This window comes from Rouxiella sp. S1S-2 (genome assembly GCF_009208105.1).
Taxonomy (GTDB): domain Bacteria; phylum Pseudomonadota; class Gammaproteobacteria; order Enterobacterales; family Enterobacteriaceae; genus Rouxiella.
The window spans coordinates 3266346-3286138 of sequence record NZ_WFKL01000001.1; the positions used below are offsets into that span (position 1 = coordinate 3266346).

Consider the following 19793-nt stretch of genomic DNA (forward strand, 5'->3'; position numbering starts at 1 on the left):
CATTTTCCTTATTCACCGTTGCCGATTTGCCAGATAAAGGTCGGTTCATTGCCGTTAACTTCCCAGTCGCCGACGTTGCGTGTTTTATAAATTACCGGATTATGTGAGGCCACGGTGCGCGCATTGCGCCAGTGGCGGTCCAGCGCCTTGCTGGTGCGGGTATCCGATGCGCCGAGGGCATTAAAAAGCTCTGTGGCAGCGCGCGGCACCAGGTCACTGGCAATTACCTGCGCCTTGGCCGAGTCAACCTCCGCCTGCACGTTGGCCTGATGAATCACCGCGTCGTCGCCGCTGTCGTGGAGTTCATAGGCTTTTTGCAGCGAGTGCGTGGCCTGCTGCACCGTCGCATCAACCGCATAGGCCCAGCTCGAAATTTGTCCCACTACCTGTAAGACCTGTACGTCCTGCTTAACCAGTCGAGCGTTGCTGTGGCTATAAATACGTTTGCGCTGGGCCACGCCGTGCGCGGCATCGCGGGTGACAGCGCGCGCAATACCGGCCAGCGTGGATAACAACACGTGTTGATAGAAAGCGGTTTGATAGTGAAAACGCTCGCTGAAATCGTAAACGTGCGCGGCCTCAACCTGCGCTTGCTCAAAACGCGTCGTTCCACTGCCGGTCAGCCGTTGACCAAAGCCGTCCCAGTCGTCTTCACGGACCACGCCGGACTGATGGGTATTGACCAGTACAATCACGTCGCGGCCGTTGTCTTCACGCTGGGCATACACGTCGATCCAGTCCGCGTACAGGGTGCCTGTGCTGTAAAATTTATGACCGTTCAGCGTCCAACCGTTTGGCGTCGGGGTTACTTTAGTCACCACCTCGCCCAGCTTGAGGTTGCCGATTTCTGTCCATCCGCTGCCTACCAGCTCACCGTCGATGAAACGTCTAAACCAGCGCTTTCTCTCTTCACTGTCGGGTTGGTTGAGCCTGTCTTCAACAAATGCAAAATGGGCACGCAGCGCCTGCGGCAGATTGGAGTCAGCTTCGGCCAGTTCGGTCAGCAGTTGAAACAGCTGCGGCAGTGAAGCACCCAAGCCGCCCTCTTCGACCGGAATACGAAGCGTGCCAAAGCCTGCCTCCTTCAGCCAGCGAATCGGCTCGAAGGCCAGTGAGCGGGTTGTTTCGCGCTCTACTGCGCCTTCAGCTATGCGAGCAAACAGCGGCCTAAAACGAGCCGCCAAAGTCTCATACTGCGTTGTCAGGGGTTCAGACATGTTGTTCTCCACGGTGGGCGTGATTTTCAGAGTCCTGAATTTCAGGGGCATCAATGTCGTGGCGCGTCGGCTCAAAGCGGACGACCAACAGGAAAACGATGGGGATAATGGCGCTGAGAGAGACTATCCAGAACATGTTGGTGCCAAAGCTGGCCTGCAGAATAGGCAGAATAAACAGTGCCAGCGCGCTGCCGATGCCGGAAAGCGAACGGCTGAAACCGACGCCGGTGGCGCGAATGTGCGTAGGATAGGAAAGTGCTGGGTAGATCATTAACTGCGCCCCGGGACCAAAGCCTTCGGCAAACAGCCATAGACCCAGCATCGCGATGGCAAACACTACGCCGATAATCGCCTGCGGATGACCCATCAGCGCCAGAGAAACCAGGGCAATAAACTGCAGGGCAAAACCGGCAATAGCGACGTGACGCGAAGGGAATTTCCACGCCAGACGCATGCCTAGCAGGCCGCCAGTGAAGGCGAACAGCGCGTTAAGCCCGAGCGAAGCTGAGATAGTTTCAAAGACGCCAGCCCCCAGGAACTGCGCCAGTATCGACGGAAGAAAGAAGGCAATCGCCGTGTACTCAAAGGAGATACACACGTTCATTACGCCCGCAACAAGGGTTCTCTCACGGTAAGGCTTTTGGAACAAAACGCGGAAGCTGACTTTAGGCGGTGTTTTTTTAGCCTCTGCCTGAGAGACCGATTTATCTTCATGCGCATCAATGCCGTAGGAATCTCGCAGAATGCGCGCCGCGCCGCTCAGGTCACCCTGATTGGCAGCCCACAGCGGTGACTCATTCATAAACTTGCTGCGCACCGCAATAATCAGCAGCGCGGGCACGGCACCAAACAGCAGCGAAGCGCGCCACAGCCAGTCGATGTGCTCTTTTGGCAGGACAAAATAAAGTCCGAAAATAATGAAGAAACATACCGAAGAAGCGGCGTACCACATCGGGCACCAGGCCGCCAGCCGCGAGGCTTTGTTGGCTTTACCGGTAAACTTCGAGAACTCCGCCAGGTAGGCCATCGCGACCGGCAAATCAATGCCGACGCCTACCCCCATCAGGAAGCGTGCGCCAATCAGCACCCAAACGTTCGGTGCCAGGCCAGCGGCGATAGCCGAGACCACAAAGAACAGCATGTCGGCCATAAATACCGAGTAACGTCCGTATTTGTCGGTGAGCCAGCCCCCAAGCAAATTACCCACGATGGTGCCAATCATAATTGAGGAGGTCACCAGACCCGTGATTGTTGGTGTCAGGCCAAAGTCTTTAACCACGTCATCAATGCCGTAGGACAGCGTAGTCAGGTCATAGGCATCGAGGAATACGCCCCCCAGCGCAAGGAATACAATCCAGCGGGCATAGCTGTTTTTGTTAGAACGGCTGTTAATCAAGTTGGCGACGTCGCCAACCGAGCGAATCGGCGTTGACTGAGGCGGCGGTGAGGCGATGCCGTCGTCGATGTTTATCGTGCTCATAGTACCCTCGTGTTTTTAATGTAAAGACAAATATTGAGAATGGTTTGCAGGCGAACACATGAAGTTATAAAACGCGGAACAGGGAATAACAAACAACAAATATTGATATTAAATTCATTAAAATCAATAAGTTATATTGTTTTTTAATGCAGCACAAAAACCGGATTAGCATTACGCCAACCCGGTGTGGGATCAAAATATCGAGAATTTACTCTGCCGAGACGGGCACTAAAACACCTCGGACCAATGGGTCATTCGTCTCTTTTAACCACTGCTGCAAACGTGGGTCAGCAAAGGCTTTTTTCAGTTTAATAATATTTTCGTCATTAAGATAAGGCGTACCGATCACCAGCTGCGAAGCAAAGGTTTTTGGCGCGGCAGGGAATAAAATGCCTTTATCACGAGGCACTTTTCCGGCATCAAACTGAGAAACATAGCCAATGGCCGCGTCTACCGAATTTAAAGCGCGAGGCATGGTTAACAAGTCCAGCTCTTTAAACTTAAAGTTATGAGGATTTTCTTTAATATCTGACAATTTCGCGGTCCGTGGCTCAACAGCCGGGTTGAGGCCGATCAGTCCAATACGCTGTAGCAGCCAAAGTGCCTGCCCCTGATTGGCACCGTCGTTTGGCACAACGATTTCGGCCCCCTGCGGCAGCTCATCGATGGAATGATAGCGGTCCGAGTAAATACCAAACGCCCATTGGAACAGCGGCATCGTGGGTGTGAGTGCAAATTTATTGGCGTCAACAACCTGCTTGAGCCACCACTGATGCTGATAAACCGTGGCGGCATACTGACCGTCGGCTACGGCTCTGTCGGCCTGAACCGGATCCTGCAGGCCCACAGCCTCGATTTTAATGCCGTAATCAGGGGCAATATTTTGTGCAACGTACTCGATAAGCTTCTGCTCACCGGCCATTGCGGGTTCAAAGTGCACTTGTAACGTCGTGCCAAACGTCACGGCATGGCGTTGCTGAGAGGTAAAATGCCAGGCCAAGGCGGCGATGACGATTATCGCCACGACCAGCGCTACCCACGGCCAGTTTTTTTTCTTTTTAATTTCAAAATCTTGCTGCGTCATGATGAATGTGTACCCTTTGCGTGTTGAAGAGAGGCGACCAGTCGATCGCCAATAAATTGAATCAATTGAATAGTGACGATAAGCACGACGATGGTGGCAATCATGATGTGGTTATCAAAGCGCTGATAGCCATACACCACGGCCAAATATCCGATACCGCCCGCGCCGATGGTGCCGGCAATGGCGGAATACTCAATCATCGAAATAAGATTCAGAACGATTGCCGCCACAATCGCCGGCAAGGCTTCGCTGATTTGCGCCCGTGAAATTATTTGCCAGGTTGACCCTCCCGAAACCAGCCCTACGGCGGTGACGTCGGCAGGTAATTCCCGCAGCGCGTTTTCCACCAGGCGTGCAAAAAACGGCGTGCCGGCGACAATCATCGGGATCACTGCCGCAGGAATGCCGATGGTGGTACCGGTTAACCAGAAGGTGAAAGGAATAATTGCCGCCATCAGCACCAGAAACGGCAGCGACCGCCCCATATTGACCAGCCAGCTTAGGGCGTGATTAACGCCTGGCTGGACAAACAGTCCGCGTTTGGAGGTGTTGAATAAAACGATGCCCAGCAATCCCCCGAGGGTCACCACAAACAGCATAACGATGCCGACCATCAGCCAGGTTTCAAGATAGGCGGGCAGCATTAGGGTGTGAATTTGGCTCCAGGGTGTGTCCTGACTCATCACATCGACCGATTTCATACTGCCTCCTGCCACAGCTGGGTAGTCTGTATAACGTCCGAGTTAATACCGAGCTGATAGAGCTGTTGAATAAGCGCTTGGGTATCGACTGCCCGATGGTTAAAGCGCACGCCAATGCGCATTCTTCCCGCCAGCCTGTCGCCCACCTTCTCGACGTGGGCAGCCAGCACATCAATCTGCAGATGGTGCTGCTGACTGAGCTGGCTTATCCAATCGGTGGCGAGTCGACGATCGCCATAGCTCAGCTGCAACACCAAATCACTGCTGGCATCAATCGGCTGAAGCGGAAAAAGCTGCTGACCAAGGCGAGATTCTGGTTGGGCAAGCAGTGCCTGAAGCGTGCCGTGTTGTAAAAGCCTGCCGTCACGAATTTCAGCCACCGCATCCGCCGCGCTGCGCACGACGTCCATCTCGTGTGTTATCAACACAATGGCCAAACCAAACTGGTCTCGCAGCTGTTTTAGCAGAGTCAGAATTGATTGCGTTGCCTCGGGATCCAGCCCTGAGGTGGCTTCATCGGCCAACAGCACAGAGGGTTTCAGCGCCAGCGCGCGTGCAATGCCTACCCTTTGGCGCTGCCCACCGGAAAGCTGCGAGGGATAAAATGGGGATTTATCCGTCAGCCCTACGCTTTCGAGCAGTTGCCCAACGTGTCGTTTAATATCTTTTGGTACCACGCCGAGCCACTCCAGCGGCAGCGCGATATTCTCCCAGACCGTTTTTCGCTGCAGCAACGCAGAAGACTGAAAAACGGTACCAATAGCACGGCGCTCACGGCGCAGGGATTCGCCGGAAAGCCTGGACAGGTCTTTGCCATTGACTCGAATACTGCCGGAAGTGGGTTTTTCGAGCAGGCTGATGCATTTTGCCAGCGTCGATTTTCCCGCGCCGCTCGGCCCGACCACTGCGGTAATTGAGGCGGCAGGCACAGTGAGGGAGACGCCTTTTAACACCTCAATCCTCTTACCGTCCGGCGTGGGATACTGTTTATACAGGCTGTCGATTTCAATCATGGCAGGTCCACTCCCACCGGCTGAGTATCTGGCTGAGCGGCGCGGCGATAACCGGCACCCGGATGCGGCTCCTGCAACCGCGCACTCTTGCTAAAAAGTTTTTCACGTAGAGTGCCGGTCTGATAATCCTGTTTGTACACGCCGCGCTTTTGCAGCTCAGGAACCAACAGTTCGACCACGTCGGTGAAGGTTTCGTGGGTCACCGCGTAGGCCAGATTAAAGCCGTCAACGTCGGTTTCCTCTACCCAACTCTGTAACTCATCGGCCACGGTTTGCGCACTGCCCACCAGCAGCGGACCAAAACCGCCGATGCCGACCCAGTCAGCCAGACCCTGCACGGTCCACTGCCGATTCGGATCGGCGGTAGAGAAAGTTTCTACCGCGGATTGAATGGCGTTAGTGTGCAGGTGTTTCAGCACCTGGTCGGGCTGATACTGGCCAAAATCAATGCCGGTCCAGCCAGAAATCAGCGCCAGCGCGCCTTCATAGCTGACATAGCTTTTGTACTCTTGCCATTTGGCCTGCGCCTGCTGGTCGGTTTCCCCCACAATCACCGTTTGCAGATTGAAAATAAGAATGCTGTGCGGGTCACGACCCGCCTCCTCTGCGCGGCGTCGGATATCAGCGACGGTTTTTTTCAGCAACACTTTAGACGGCGCGGCAACGAACACACATTCGGCATGCTCGGCAGCAAACTGTTTTCCACGGCTCGACGCCCCCGCCTGATAAAGGACTGGCGTACGCTGTGGCGAAGGTTCACAAAGGTGAATACCGGGCACCTGGAAGAAGGTTCCCTGATGGTTGATCGGATGTATTTTGCTTGGATCACTGAAAATACCACGCTCACGGTCGCGCAGAATTGCCCCCTCTTCCCAACTGCCCTCAAGCAGCTTATAAACCACTTGCAGATACTCATCGGCATAGTCATAGCGCGCATCGTGCCCAGTTTGCTCTTTATAACCAATATTGCGGGCACCGCTCTCGAGATAGGAAGTCACGATGTTCCAGCCGATACGGCCCTTGGTCAGGTGATCCAGCGTTGAAAGACGGCGTGCGAAAGGGTATGGATGCTCAAAAGAGAGTGACGCCGTCAGACCAAAGCCGAGATGTTCTGTCACCAGCGCCATCGGGGTGATAAGCGCCAGCGGATCGTTAACCGGAACCTGGGTTGCGTTGCGAATAGCGGCATCGTTGTTGCCGTTTAACACGTCATACACGCCCAATACGTCGGCAATAAACAGGCCATCAAACTTGCCGCGCTCAAGCAAACGCGCCAAATCAGTCCAATATGATAAATCTTTATACTGCCAAGAGCGGTCGCGTGGATGCCTCCACAAGCCAGGCGACTGGTGGCCGACACAGTTCATATCAAAAGCATTAAGGCGAATTTCACGTTGCGATGACATAGCGTACTCCTAAGCAAACGGGTCAGTCATGGCCGCCCGATCCAATGGTGTTGTTCCGAGTAAAAATCAGAAATAAATCAGAGTGACATCAGAATAAAATCAGACGTTTTTCAGTGAGGCTGGACATCGACCCTTCAGAGAAGGCACGGCGACATTGAGTAATTGGTGGGCTAGCTTTTCGGCATGTTCAGCCACCTGCGGCAACCCCATCAGCTCGCCAAAGCGGCCTCGCGCGGCGGGGCCGACTACCAGCAGGTGTGGATTGGCCTCTCCCGAGCCGTTCAACGTTTGCGACTGTTGATTAACCCAAATCCCCAACGCCAGCGGGTCAGCCTGAATGAGCCCCTGCGCTGCCAGTTGGCTTAGCAGTGCATCACCGGTCAGCAGTGAACCGTGCGCCGGACCGGTGGTGACGATAATTTTGTCGACGGTCAGTGGCTCAGGTTCAGCACCGCGCGGATGTAGGGTAAGTTGCAGTTCCTTTCCCACTGCGGCAGCACCGGCTAAGCGCGCGGCCCTGACCTGCAGACGCTGTTCTTCCTGCAACTGCTGCAATACCGCACTCACCTGTGGCGCAATACGGTAACGATGTACGTCCCACCACGGACGAAGATGGCGCAGAAAACGTCGCTGTTCCTTGAGGGAAAACTGCTGCCACAGGCGTTGGCCGTTGACGCGAATGTCATCGAGCACAAGCTGCCACGGCAAACTCTGTTCGGCGGCTTGCGCCACTTCATCACGAATACGGCGCAGCCAGCCGCGGGCCGTGGCGCGCTGCGGTTGGGAGTAGTCCAATGCGCGCGGTTCAAATTGTCCGCTGAGATTCGGGCGCGGAAGCTGGCCCCGGCGCGAAAATGCAGTGATAGGTCCGCGATGCCCCTGCCGGTGCAGCGAGGCCACCGCATCTGACATGGTCAGTCCACTGCCAATAATTGCCACTCGGTCGTCGGGCGCTACGGCGGATAATGCATCGGCCTGCCAGGGATTGGCGATCAGCGCGGGAGTATTTTTCAGGGTTTTCAGCACACTCGGCAACGCCGGAGGTGGATGGCTAATGGCCAACACAATGTCGTCGGCCTGATAGCGTTTCCCGCTTGCGGTTATCACACAGCCATCGTCAAAACCGACGGCGTAGTCGCGAATGTGGTTTAGCTCAACCGTCGAAGACGCGGCCGTCTGCGCATACCGTTCGCCGATGTAAGTACCGAAATCCTGACGCTGCGGATAGACTTTCCCGTCGAGCCAGCGGGCATCGGCATCTTTTTCATAGGCAGGTGACGCGCGGAACCAACGGTCAAAATCCCCCTCTTCGTCGGCTGAAAGGTGCATACGTTCGGCGGGAACATTAATACGGTGCGCAGAATCTCGCGTACCATAGGCCACTCCACGCCCGAGCTGGTCGCGAGGTTCAATGACCGTGACTCTGAGTCCAGCACTGCCCCGCCTCGCCAGTTGAATAGCCAGCGCTGTGCCTGAAAATCCGCCACCAACGATGACAATGTGTCGATCAACCATGACTCAACTCCGGCTGCTGCTGACGTTCAAGCTCACGTACCCGCGGAATAACTTCGCGACCAAAGAACTCGACCTCCTCCTGAAAATGCAGGAAACCCAAGAGCATCAGGCTCACACCGGCATTCTTCAGGGCAATAATGCGTTCGGCAATTTGCTGCGGCGTGCCGATCAGATTAGTTTTAAAACCATCATTGTATTGAACCAAATCTTCCAGCGTAGATTTTGCCCAGTTGCCCTCACCTTCCGGAGAGGCGCTACCGGCATTTTTCGCCTCATGCTGGAAGCCTTTAACCGCATCCGGATTGGCCTGGTCGATAATTTGCTGCAGCACCTCTTTTGCCTCTTCCTCGCTTTCACGGGCGATGACAAAGCCGTTAACCCCGACCTTAACTTGATGCTGATTAATCGCGGCTTTATGCTGAATATCTTCAACCTGTTGGCGAATACCCTCTACGCTGTTACCGTTGGTGAAATACCAGTCCGACACGCGGGCCGCCATATCACGCGCGGCGCGAGAGCTTCCGCCCTGGAAAATTTCAGGCAATGGGTTGAGTGGCTTAGGCTTCATGACATAGTTGCGATAGCGATAAAAATCACCGGCAAAGTTGAAGGTTTCTTCCTGCCAAATTCCGCGCAGACAGCGAATGAACTCTTCGGAACGCAAATAACGTTCTTCGTGATCCAGCCACGGCTCGCCGATGGCCTTAAACTCACCCCGGAACCAGCCGCTGACGATATTCACCGCGATGCGTGCGTTGGTCAGGTGACTGATAGTGGCTATCTGTTTGGCCGCCAGCGTCGGATTCCAGGGGCCTGGCAACAGCGCGGCGATCACTTTTAACTTTTCGGTAGCGCCCAGCAGTCCGTGAGAGAACGCCACCGACTCATGCTGGTTGTCTGCGCCATAGCCTGCGGTGAAGCGAATCTGCGTCAGCGCATAGTCAAAACCGGCACGCTCGGCAATTTGCGCCAGCTTGCGGTTATAGTCAAAGTCCCAACTGGTGCGCTGAGGAATATTACTGATAACCAGACCACCAGAGACGTTCGGCACCCAGTAGGCAAATTGGATAGGTTCGTTACTGATTTTATGGCTCATCATTGTTTCCTTAATGGCGAGTATTCTGTTTTACCGGACGACGATCGCCGCCGATGGTTTCACCGAAGGGTCCGGTGTTGACTGTGCGTTGACGCTTTTCCGCGTTCGATGCCAGCGGCAGCAGCGGCATTACTAACTCGGCAAAACGATGCGCTTCTTCAAGGTGCGGATAACCGGAGAAAATAAAGTTGTCTATGCCCAGCGCCTGATACTCGCGAATACGCTCGGCGACCTGCTGCGGATTGCCTACCAGCGCCGTGCCTGCACCACCTCGAACCAGACCCACCCCGGCCCACAGATTCGGAGCGATGCGCAGTCCGTCTCGCGAACCGCCGTGCAGCGCACTCATACGAGCCTGTCCGGTTGAGTCCATGCGGGCAAAGATTTTCTGCGCGGCGGCAATAGTATCTTCATCGAGATGAGCAATCAGGCGGTCTGCCGCAGCCCAGGCTTCCTCTTCGGTTTCGCGCACTATCACATGCAGACGAATGCCATAGCTGAGTTTGCGGCCACGTTTTTCAGCGCGCTGCCGCACTACTGCCAATTTCTCTGCCACCTGCTCCACCGGTTCGCCCCAGGTCAGATAGGTATCAATCTGGTCGGCGGCAACGTCGATAGCCTCGTCGGAAGAACCACCGAAATAGAGCGGCGGGCCGTTTTCTTGGACCGGTGGGAACAGCACCTCAGCACCTTCAACCCGAATATGCTCGCCATGGAAATCTACTTTTTCGCCTTTTAACAGCCGTGTGTAAACGTCAAGAAACTCACGGGTCACCTTGTAACGATCGGCATGACTGAGGAAAATTCCGTCACCCTTGTTCTCAACCGGGTCGCCGCCAGTCACGACGTTAATCAACAAACGTCCCTCAGAAAGACGGTCCAAGGTAGCGGCCATGCGTGCCGCCAGCGTCGGCGGCTGCAGGCCAGGACGTACCGCCACCAGATAACGCAGCTTTTTAGTAATCGGTGCCAACGCCGACGCGACCAGCCACGAATCCTCACAGCTTTTTCCGGTCGGGATCAGCACACCGTAATAGCCAAGGTTGTCAGCGGCCAGTGCAACCTGTTGTAAGTAGGGCAAATCAACGGGACGTCCTCCTTCGGTAGTGCCGAGATAGCGTCCGTCGCCGTGAGTAGGTAAAAACCAGAATACGTTGATGTTGTCCTGCGCTGAGTGGCTCATTATCACTTTCCTATATAACGATATCTGAATTTATTAGATTCAAAACTTCAGTTTGGTTATAAACAACTAAGCAGGAAGCGTGCCAAGACATAATGATTTTATTTTTCTTATATTTCAGAGCATTAGAAATAAATCTTCGCTAAAAACTTGCTGCAAATGCAACACAGGCTGCGATGCCACTGCTGCATTCGCAACATTTTGATGTTTTACCCCCTCGCTCAAGCCTTCACTCGGCGGTATTGTCTGTCTCCCGCCTAATTATCTGGAGTGAAGATGCAGAGTCACGGACCTACGTTGATCGATCCCGCATCGATAGCTTTTCAGACTGTACTTGACCGTCTGGCGCCTACTGACGCTACAGTGCTTATCGTCGGAGAAACCGGTACGGGTAAAGAGGTGGTCGCGCGTTATTTACATCACCATAGCCCGCGCAGGCAGCAACCGTTTCTGGCCGTTAACTGCGGGGCGTTGACTGAAAGTCTGGCGGAGTCTGAACTCTTCGGTCATGAAAAAGGCGCGTTCACCGGCGCGCGCGACCGTCATCAGGGCTGGTTCGAGGCCGCAGAGGGGGGCACGTTACTGCTTGATGAGATTGGCGAGCTGAGCCTGCCGCTGCAGGTTAAGCTGCTACGCGTACTGCAGGAGCGCGAGGTCACGCGCGTGGGGTCGCGTCGTGCCGTGAAGGTTAACGTGAGGGTCATTGCCGCAACACACGTCGATTTAGCGCAGGCCATTCGTGAGCGGCGCTTTCGCGAGGATCTGTATTACCGTTTGAACGTTGCCGCGGTCACACTGCCCCCCCTGCGCCAACGTCGAGAAGATATCCCGCTGCTGGCCGAGCATTTTCTGCGCCTTTATGCCCGTCGCCTGGGGCGTCCGCAGCTGCAACTGAGCGATGAAACCCTGCTGACGTTGATGGAATATCCGTGGCCGGGCAACATTCGTGAACTTGAAAATACCCTGCATAACGCGGTGCTACTGAGTAAAGAACCGGTTATCACACCGCGTCAGCTACGCCTTGGCCCGCTCGCTGCCGACTCGCTGCCGTTTAGCGAAGAGGCACTTGACGAGTTCATGCGCCAGCAGTTGCAAAAAGGTGATGATCAGGTTTATCAACGTGTTATTGATTCATTAGTGCGCAACGCCTTTGAGTTGAGCGGCAACAATCAGCTGCAAACTGCCTCCTTGCTTGGCATCAGTCGCAATACGCTGCGTACACATTTGGGTCATCTCGGGCTAATCAAACCCCGCCGCAGCCTGGCCGTTAGCGGCATCCGTGGAGGAACACCGCTAACGTCGAACGAGCGTGAACTGCGCATCGGCTATCAAAAATTTGGCAATCTCGGCATCCTCAAAGCCCGGCAACTGCTGGAATCTGATTTTTCCAACCGTGGTATCAGCGTTTTATGGAGTGAGTTCCCCGCCGGACCGCAGCTGTTACATGCACTGAGCAACGGTGAAATTGACTTTGGCACCACCGGCGAGGTGCCGCCGTTATTTGCACAGGCTAATGACAATCGTATGCTGTACGTTGCCTGGGAGCCGCCTGCCCCTCAAAGCGTGGCGCTGGTGGTGGCTAATGAAAGCCCGATAGAGACGATCGGCGATCTGCGCGGCAAGCGTATTGCAGTGAATAAAGGCTCGAATGTGCACTACCTGCTAGTGCAAATTCTAGATGAAGCCGGTCTTACACTCGATGACGTGCGAGTGGTCTATTCTCCGCCTAAATACCCGTTAACTCCCAGCGATCACCACGCGGTGGATGCATGGATGATGTGGGATCCGCTGCTCAGCGACGCAGAGCGCGGCGGCCAGCTGCGAGTGATAGCCAATGGCAGCGGTCGGGTTAATAATCATCAGTTTTATCTGGCACACCGCGACTTTGCAGCGCACTCCGCCGATCTGCTACATCATCTGATGGGCGCGCTGGAAAAAACAGGCCGCTATATAGATAACAATCGTGTTGAGGCCGCCACGCTGCTCTCCGCCGAGCTGGGAATGGCGACTGATTCGCTCACTCACGCGTTCGCGCGGCGCAGCCATCAGGCACAAAGAATGGATTTGGGGATTATTCGAGACCAGCAGGCTATAGCCGACAGATTTTACGCACTGGGACTGATCCCGAGGGCGATTAAAGTGCGCGATGCGGTGTGGACCGAGTAGTCCCGCGTCATATACCCCACTTTTATCTAACTTATGCCGTTAATCTATTAAGCCCTTATTACAAATTTTGCTATGTTTTCCGAACTACCAACCTTTTAGCTATATCTATTCCAGGGAAATAAAAATGAAAAAGTTAGTCCTCAACACGATAGCGGCCGCCGTTTTACTCGCCACCGTGCAGGCGGCGCAGGCCGAAACGACGCCGAAAGAGGTGAATATCGGCTACCAGAAAGCCAACATTTTCGCGCTGTTAAAATATCGCGGTACGCTGGATGCCGACTTTAAAAAACAGGGAATTGACGTGCACTGGGTCGAGTTTACCGCGGGTCCGCAGATGCTTGAAGGACTCAACGTCGGCAGTATCGACCTCGCGGCCACCGGCGATGCGCCACCGGTTATTGCCCAGGCGGCCAAGGCTGACCTGGTTTATCTGGCCCACTCCCCGGCGAGTCCGAAAACCGAAGCCATTGTGGTGCCGGAAAACTCGGCCATTAAGACCGTGGCCGACCTAAAAGGTAAACGCGTGGCGCTCAACAAAGGATCCGACGTTAACTACCTGCTGGTGGCCGCACTTGAAAATGCGGGCCTGACTTACAAAGACATCAAGCCGGTCTATTTGGCCCCAAGCGACGCCCGGGCCGCCTTCCAGCGAGGTGCTATCGACGCGTGGGTTATCTGGGATCCGTTCCTGGCCGAAGTTGAAACCAACGCTAAGGCCCGTGAGCTGAAAAACGCTGAGGGATTAGTGCCGCACTACACCTTCTTCCTGGCGAGTAGAAAATTTGCCGAAGGCTATCCGCAGACTGCCGAGAAGCTGATTGATGAGCTGAAAAGCACCAGCGACTGGGCCAACACGCATGCCGATGCAACTGCCGATATTTTATCTAAATCAACCGGTCTGGATAAGAGCATTTGGGCAAAAGCGCTGGCGAGAATGCCGTTTGGCGCCGAGCGTATGACGCCACAAGTGTTTAAAGAGCAGCAGGTACTTGCGGATAAATTCAAAAACGTCGGCCTGTTGCCGGTGGCGGTTAACGTCAACAGCGCCACTTGGTCTCTGGACAAGCACTGATCTTCTTCGCGAGCTCGGCCCACGGCGTTCAACGTAACGTGCGGAGCATTGGGTAATCATTGCCCGCACGTTGTCAGACGATCACATAACGTCTTGTTCATCCGCTTATCGTTAACTGAAATTAGCCTTGTACCATCCAGGGGCAGTTAATACTTTTTCGTCCGGAAGAAGCTTGGTTAAACGTTCTTCACGAACAACAGTATCTATTCTGTAATTGTCCTTGGCAGCGCTTATTGTATTGTGATCTTGATAGGTAATACGCTTGGTTCTGGTAGCCCCTAGGTATTTAGCCACCCAAGCATCATGTGAGAGAATCAGAGGGTCTGTTAAACTGACCATTCCTCTGTCACCAAACTGGTGAGCGGTAATATCAAAAACATAATCCTTCCCCCCTTTTCTTCCCACCACTGCATAGTGATTTCCTGGTATTTTTTCAGCACCGTTAGTCCACATAAACATGCCACGATAACGAACATCAGTAAATCCATTATCTTTCATAAAATTAGCTACTGGCTGCATCATAGCCTCACACTTTCCGCTTGGGGAATTTATCGCCAGTCTAATTTCATTGTTATTTTTCAGATTCACTAAGAGATTTTTCGCATCAATCTCTGTAGCAAGATTGTAATCCACCTTTTTTATCTGTGGGGGATTTTCCGCTACGTTCGAAGGTGCCTGTGGCTTTACTTTCTGATTTGATTTATTGCTCCCAGCTTTCCCACCTCCCGCTAATCCTACATCCGAGTGAGTCTCCCAGCGCTTAGTCTCCGTATTAAAGCGCACCGGCTTGTGGTACCCACTCCTCAGTTCCTGGTCGGGAGTTTTCAATCTTAGAGTCTTGCTACTTGGGTCCAGGAATACCTCGTAGGCGAAACCGTCTTGGTTAATATAATAATTAAAATTTCTCTTGTAAGTGCCGCTATAATTCCCCGTCGTCTGTGGCTCTATACCGCTCAGGTCAACGGTTACTTTCAGGTTGTCATCAAGCCTCAGAGGTCTGGAAGGAGAAGACGGCATTCCTTGGGTTAGCCGTGGTTTTACATTATCGGCATCAAAAAAATTAGTGAAAGCTTTGCTTTTCATGCATCTGCCTGCGAAATCAGCACCCACAGTAATACCATCTAAAACCAAGCCTGAAATGATATTTTGCAAAACATTTGACAATATTTCAGTTTTTTCTTTATAAGTATCTGCAAGCGTAGCGAGGGTTAAGTCTTTGGCTACACTAATACCGGTACTTAGCGCAATTTTGGCCAAAAAAGCCACGATGCCAGAACCTGGTATCCAAGCAGAGACGCCTCCTACCGCATCAAATGCAATACTTACGAGCTGGTCTCTAAGTATTTCATTGGGCGTTTTAACTAATGTATCAATATTTTCTTCCATACGACGGATGCTGGTTTCAGCAGTATCTTTCCCAATATTATGGGAGTCGTTAAATGACAGGCGTGAGTATCTATGTTCAATGGGGATTTTGTTGCCCGTAATAGAAGTCTGGATAAATGTATCAAATCTTTCCCTGTTATCCTGACACTTATTTTTCGTATAAATAGAAAGATGATTCAATATCCAATCCTGATCATTCCTACTCAACTTGTTATCATCTTTGAACTCAATATTGTTACCCAAAGCATCCCAAGCCAAAACATCCGACCCAATACGAAGGGCAACAACTTCCTTTAAGCTTTCTGTATTCAAAGACATCAACAAAGGTGTTTTCTCGCCATTAACGCATTGGTTAAGCTGATGTTTGAAAATATCCTTAACGTTATTTGAATTCAAAAGCTCCTTCGCGGTTGCCTTGAATGATAAATCATAAAAATTAGACAAGTTATTTTTTCTTACTACATTTGTTTTAAGCTCGGCCATTTCAACATTAAATGTCTCCATAACTGCCGAGTGCGAATCTCCCGTAGTAAATAATCCACGTTCGGATCCTGGAAGAATCTTCTGCTGAAATGCACTGGGTATATGGCTATCCCAATTAACTTCCAGGTTAATCCCATGAAACTTACCGCTAACCAGATCGGTTAGCGGTAAAGAATCTGTTATTTTTCTCACTGCAATGTTTGTTCTGCCACTGCCTTCCGTTACCGTTCTCGTCACGTTAATACGGCTGTTAGGTTTCAGAGACTCCGAAAGCATATTTTCATCAATGGCCTTTTGAACATAGTTCCAGATATACGAAGGCGCGTGCAGTTTCGAAAGAACAGTCTTACCGCCATCCAGAACGCCTTCCATATAAGGGGCAACGGCTTTGGTCATAACAAAATTCAGATCCCATGATGATCTGATGTTTTCAAGCTGCGTCTCATGAGATATAACCTGCGTCTCAGCGGGAGGTACAACCTGTGGCTGATTATTAGTGACAAGCGGGGCCGGGGTGTGTCTGGCAGGCGGTGTTTTTCGATTCGTATGACTCGTAAAAAAACCCCCACCACCGAATCCACGTCTTACACGTCCCGCTCTTTCTTGCTCCGGTGCATTCTCCTGCCCCCGCTCGGAAGCATCTGTCGCACGTCTTACACGTCCCGCTCTTTCTTGCTCCGGTGCATTCTCCTGCAACCCCACAGAGGGATCTGCCGCCCGTGTTGAAATGAGAGGGTGCCTCGGGTTCGCTCCCAGAAGGAGGGTCTTCATCGACCCGTCAGCATCTTTGTAATGACTCAGACGCTGACCAGGACCCACATTAATCCCTTTAGTGATGCCATCCTCTCCGGTAATGATATGCAACTGTCCGGGTCCGGTCATGACCGGGTTCGTCTCGTCCGGCACATCATTTTCGCCTCGCTTTTCCCTTATAGCCGGATTGATGGCGGCCGCAATCCCGGCACCGGCCGCTGCGCCAGCCACTACCGGCAGGGCCAGCATCAGCCATTTCTTCAGGTCATTGCCCTCCCGGCTTAACGGCTCAGTGGTGGCGGCGTATACCCCCGCCCGCGACGGGGTCAGTCGCACTGTCTGAGTTTCACTTTCCCCGTTAATATCTGTCGCTGTCGTGCGCAGTGTCACCGCAGACGTACTTTCTTTCCTCCCCTTCAGGCCCGGTATGCCCTCCCCGGAAAGCAGCAGGAACATCACCGACAGCAGCGCGCCCGACGCCGCACCCGCCGCCGCCCCTGTCGCCAACTGCCCCGCATTCAACTCTTGCTCAATGACAAACATGCCCAGCGCCTTCTCCTCCGGCGTCAGCTCCACTTCTTTGGTGAAAAGTTTCATCATCTGGTTTCCCGACCAGCGCACAACTTCCGACAGCCCGTCTGACGCCGCATTTCTCACCAGCGTGGCCAGCTCGCCCCTAACGCTCACCAGGTTGGGTTTCGTGCTGGTGGCCAGCCGTGTCACGGCTTCTGTCGCAAAGTGTACCAGTGACCCCATGTCCGTCAGTTTAAGCTCCAGGGGCAGGGCATGCAGAGTATTGGTCATCTCCTTAAGTTGTCCCTTCATTATCTCTGCAGGCGATACCCCTTCCTCTACCAGGGTTTTCTTTACATTCTCGTGGAGGCTGGCCTGTCGAGCAAAGACCTGAGACACCTCGTCCGGTGACAATGCGCCTAGCGTGGCCGGATTTTTCAGGCTATTCAGGTCAGACTGCACCAGCTCCAACTCCTCGCTCAGACGCATTCGGCTTTCATCGGTCTGCATGTTGACGGCAACCTTCATTGCATCCAGTTCGGCCTGCAACACATTCATCAGGCCGCTAGCGTCTCCGCACTGCTCCTGCAGCCTCCCCAGTTTTTCCTGCAGGGCCAGGACTGCCTTTTGTCGCGATACCAGCGTGTCAACAGAAACAACCTCACGACTGTTGCGCAAAATATCTGTGAGCAGAACATTCTGCATCTGAATGTCACTCCCTAGCGCCTTTCGTTCACCCAGGTCCATGGCGCGGATTTCTTTCCATGCCTCATTCAGGGCCGGAATGTACGGCAGGGCAGCGGCCATTTGACGCAAAAATGGCGAATCGCCCGCGTATAACTGCAGCGCATCGCTGAGAGGCTCAAGCAGTTTTCGGGCCTGTACGGTGTCTTCCTGCTGTATTGCTCGCTTGATTTCCAGTATTGCGCGAGGCTCCAGCACGGCGTGCATCAGCACCTTGTCCACGGCGGTCAGTTTCTCAGGGTCTGCCTGCGCATACGCATTCAGCCACTGCGCCGTATTTCCCCCAAAGTTTATCGGCACATGATTCCCCCCCAGACTCTTGAACGCCATCGCCACGGTGGCCAGCAAAGTTTCAACGGTGGCATTCTTATAATCGTCAGGATTATTTTTGACATCCTCCTTAATGAAGGAGAATACGTCACGATAAAGCCGAACGGGGTCACCGACAGATTGCCCGGGCCAATAGGCGCTGAGCCGAAAAGCGTTAGCCTTTTTCAATACCAAATAAATGGCACTTGCCGCATCCGTGGCCACACCGAAGGTTTTCTTCAATGTTTCGATAGATATATTTTTCACTACCGTCAACGATTTGCCGGTGTCAATCAGCTTCAGTGCCTCCCAGAGTTTTCCCGTGGTGCCAGATGCCGTTGCCACGCCCCCAAGCCGGGACAGGGTCGTGTTGTCTTTCAACAGGGAGCCGACGGCCCCAAGGTTATCATTCAGGCTGATGTCTGCCCGGGTGACCATGTCTGAAAGGCCGGGCATCGTCTTGAGCGCCAGCAGCCACTCTGCAGGCGTGCCCTGAGCCGGAAAACGGGCCAGAGGCTGCGCATACTGCAGCAGATGTGTCTGTACGTATCCGGCTTCCTCAGCGTTAAGCCCCAGAGTTTGCGTAAGCCATTGATTGTCGGCCGTGGCCAGCGTTTCACGTAATGAATCGTTGGTCAGGGCGGCTTTCAGCCACTGCAGGCAGGCGACTTTGTCATCCATTTTCGGCCATTCCGGTAGCCCTTTCGCTTGCAGCTTTCCAGACTGCACCCCTGCGGCTATTTTTTCTCCGACCTTTAGCAGAAGAGACAGCTGTTCCGGCATCACCTTGTCTATCAGGGACCGGACCAGCTCCTGGCTCGTTATGCTGCTGTTATTCCACTGCTGCAACTGATTACCCAGCTCAAGCAGAGGCAGCATCGCCTGGCAGGCGGAGGCCAGCCCTGGAAGGGTGCCTAATTTTTCCACCGGCGCTTTCAACCCACTCAGGTCAGAGGAAGCCAGCCCCATGTGTAATACATCCGCTACGTCACAAAGAATGTCTGTGCCTTTGAAAACAACAGAGCCAGGACAGGCAAGCTTCAGGCTGTTTCGGGCGGTATTCAGCGCCTCTGTCAGTCCCTTCAGGCGGTCGGCCAGGTTTCCGTCCCCGGATAAAAGCGCGGTTCGGGCTTCGCGGATTAACGTTATCACCGGCACAAGTGTTTCGGCGATACGCATGTCCATGCCGGTCAGTTTCAAAGTCGTTTCTAGCAGAACATCGAGGGTCATTTGTTTCAGGCAGTCCTTCATGACGTTCTGCAATGACTGGCCGGACGAAACGGAGAAGTCAGGTGTTGCGCAGGGAGCGGCTTCTGGCACGAGCTGTGCAGAGATAAACGACATCAGCTGTTTTGCCTGAGGTGTAGACAGATGTTTTGCACTCATGTGCAAGGACTGCCCGGTGTCTTTCTTGAATTCTTCGCGGAACTCATCATTGCCCAGAACACCCTCCAGAGTCTGGCAAAACGCCTCATCTTCCTGCCAGCCCTTTCCCTGAGTCATGACCTGGTGCAGCTGCTTTAGGGTATCGTGACTGACACGTTCAGGGAGGCTTTGCATCGGGGTACGCTGACCGTCCAGCACGGAATTGAGCTTATGAAGACCCAGCCGCTGGGAGAGGGAGGAGGAGGAGGGATGCATACAAACACCTTAAAAGGTAAATAGAAAATCAGTT

General features: G+C 53.5%; 12 protein-coding genes. 2 read left to right on the forward strand and 10 right to left on the reverse strand.

Annotated features, from left to right (window positions below; all coding sequences use genetic code 11):
- Window positions 1-8: 8 nt before the first annotated feature.
- The 9 genes from GA565_RS15085 to ssuD all read right to left on the reverse strand — a co-directional run bounded on the left by GA565_RS15085 (window position 9) and on the right by ssuD (window position 10695).
- Window positions 9-1217, reverse strand: a complete 1209-nt coding sequence (locus tag GA565_RS15085; RefSeq protein WP_152199144.1) for an acyl-CoA dehydrogenase family protein — start codon at window positions 1215-1217, stop codon at window positions 9-11.
- Window positions 1210-2697 carry an MFS transporter gene (locus tag GA565_RS15090; RefSeq protein WP_152199145.1) on the reverse strand — a complete coding sequence of 496 codons (1488 nt, stop codon included), beginning with the start codon at window positions 2695-2697 and terminating at the stop codon, window positions 1210-1212. The genes GA565_RS15085 and GA565_RS15090 overlap by 8 nt, the downstream gene beginning before the upstream one ends.
- Before the next feature lie 208 nt (window positions 2698-2905).
- Window positions 2906-3781: a MetQ/NlpA family ABC transporter substrate-binding protein gene (locus tag GA565_RS15095; protein WP_152199146.1), complete on the reverse strand. Its 876-nt coding sequence runs from the start codon at window positions 3779-3781 to the stop codon at window positions 2906-2908.
- Entirely contained in the window at window positions 3778-4482 is a 705-nt protein-coding gene (locus tag GA565_RS15100) for a methionine ABC transporter permease (protein WP_152199147.1), read from the reverse strand. Before GA565_RS15100 ends, GA565_RS15095 begins: the two co-directional genes overlap by 4 nt.
- Window positions 4479-5495, reverse strand: coding sequence for a methionine ABC transporter ATP-binding protein (locus tag GA565_RS15105; protein WP_152199148.1), 1017 nt, complete (start codon window positions 5493-5495; stop codon window positions 4479-4481). Before GA565_RS15105 ends, GA565_RS15100 begins: the two co-directional genes overlap by 4 nt.
- Window positions 5492-6901 carry an LLM class flavin-dependent oxidoreductase gene (locus GA565_RS15110; protein ID WP_152199149.1) on the reverse strand — a complete coding sequence of 470 codons (1410 nt, stop codon included), beginning with the start codon at window positions 6899-6901 and terminating at the stop codon, window positions 5492-5494. The genes GA565_RS15105 and GA565_RS15110 overlap by 4 nt, the downstream gene beginning before the upstream one ends.
- A 99-nt stretch (window positions 6902-7000) precedes the next feature.
- The gene (locus GA565_RS15115; protein WP_152199150.1) at window positions 7001-8416 is read right to left on the reverse strand and encodes an FAD/NAD(P)-binding protein; all 1416 of its coding nucleotides are present in this window, start codon (window positions 8414-8416) and stop codon (window positions 7001-7003) included.
- Window positions 8409-9512 (reverse strand): dimethylsulfone monooxygenase SfnG, encoded by a 1104-nt coding sequence (gene sfnG, locus GA565_RS15120; RefSeq protein WP_152201534.1) that lies wholly within the window; start codon window positions 9510-9512, stop codon window positions 8409-8411. Before sfnG ends, GA565_RS15115 begins: the two co-directional genes overlap by 8 nt.
- Window positions 9513-9522: 10 nt before the next feature.
- Entirely contained in the window at window positions 9523-10695 is a 1173-nt protein-coding gene (gene ssuD, locus GA565_RS15125) for an FMNH2-dependent alkanesulfonate monooxygenase (RefSeq protein ID WP_152199151.1), read from the reverse strand.
- Between the two features lie 273 nt (window positions 10696-10968).
- Between ssuD and GA565_RS15130 the strand changes: the two genes are divergently transcribed.
- Both GA565_RS15130 and GA565_RS15135 read left to right on the forward strand, forming a co-directional pair.
- Complete coding sequence (locus tag GA565_RS15130; RefSeq protein WP_152199152.1) at window positions 10969-12858, forward strand: sigma-54-dependent Fis family transcriptional regulator; 1890 nt, start codon at window positions 10969-10971, stop codon at window positions 12856-12858.
- Between the two features lie 124 nt (window positions 12859-12982).
- The gene (locus GA565_RS15135; RefSeq protein WP_152199153.1) at window positions 12983-13930 is read left to right on the forward strand and encodes a sulfonate ABC transporter substrate-binding protein; all 948 of its coding nucleotides are present in this window, start codon (window positions 12983-12985) and stop codon (window positions 13928-13930) included.
- A 111-nt stretch (window positions 13931-14041) separates the two neighbouring features.
- On the opposite strand, the gene GA565_RS15140 is transcribed toward GA565_RS15135, so the two are convergent.
- Window positions 14042-19759, reverse strand: a complete 5718-nt coding sequence (locus GA565_RS15140) for a hypothetical protein (RefSeq protein WP_152199154.1) — start codon at window positions 19757-19759, stop codon at window positions 14042-14044.
- Window positions 19760-19793: the final 34 nt, after the last annotated feature.

Excerpts from the sequence above, each read along its gene's own strand:
- GA565_RS15085 (WP_152199144.1), bottom strand. The coding sequence starts at position 1,217 with ATGTCTGAACCCCTGACAACGCAGTATGAGACTTTGGCGGCTCGTTTT.
- GA565_RS15090 (WP_152199145.1), bottom strand. The coding sequence starts at position 2,697 with ATGAGCACGATAAACATCGACGACGGCATCGCCTCACCGCCGCCTCAG.
- GA565_RS15095 (WP_152199146.1), bottom strand. The coding sequence starts at position 3,781 with ATGACGCAGCAAGATTTTGAAATTAAAAAGAAAAAAAACTGGCCGTGG.
- GA565_RS15100 (WP_152199147.1), bottom strand. The coding sequence starts at position 4,482 with ATGAAATCGGTCGATGTGATGAGTCAGGACACACCCTGGAGCCAAATT.
- GA565_RS15105 (WP_152199148.1), bottom strand. The coding sequence starts at position 5,495 with ATGATTGAAATCGACAGCCTGTATAAACAGTATCCCACGCCGGACGGT.
- GA565_RS15110 (WP_152199149.1), bottom strand. The coding sequence starts at position 6,901 with ATGTCATCGCAACGTGAAATTCGCCTTAATGCTTTTGATATGAACTGT.
- GA565_RS15115 (WP_152199150.1), bottom strand. The coding sequence starts at position 8,416 with ATGGTTGATCGACACATTGTCATCGTTGGTGGCGGATTTTCAGGCACA.
- sfnG (WP_152201534.1), bottom strand. The coding sequence starts at position 9,512 with ATGAGCCATAAAATCAGTAACGAACCTATCCAATTTGCCTACTGGGTG.
- ssuD (WP_152199151.1), bottom strand. The coding sequence starts at position 10,695 with ATGAGCCACTCAGCGCAGGACAACATCAACGTATTCTGGTTTTTACCT.
- GA565_RS15130 (WP_152199152.1), top strand. The coding sequence starts at position 10,969 with ATGCAGAGTCACGGACCTACGTTGATCGATCCCGCATCGATAGCTTTT.
- GA565_RS15135 (WP_152199153.1), top strand. The coding sequence starts at position 12,983 with ATGAAAAAGTTAGTCCTCAACACGATAGCGGCCGCCGTTTTACTCGCC.
- GA565_RS15140 (WP_152199154.1), bottom strand. The coding sequence starts at position 19,759 with ATGCATCCCTCCTCCTCCTCCCTCTCCCAGCGGCTGGGTCTTCATAAG.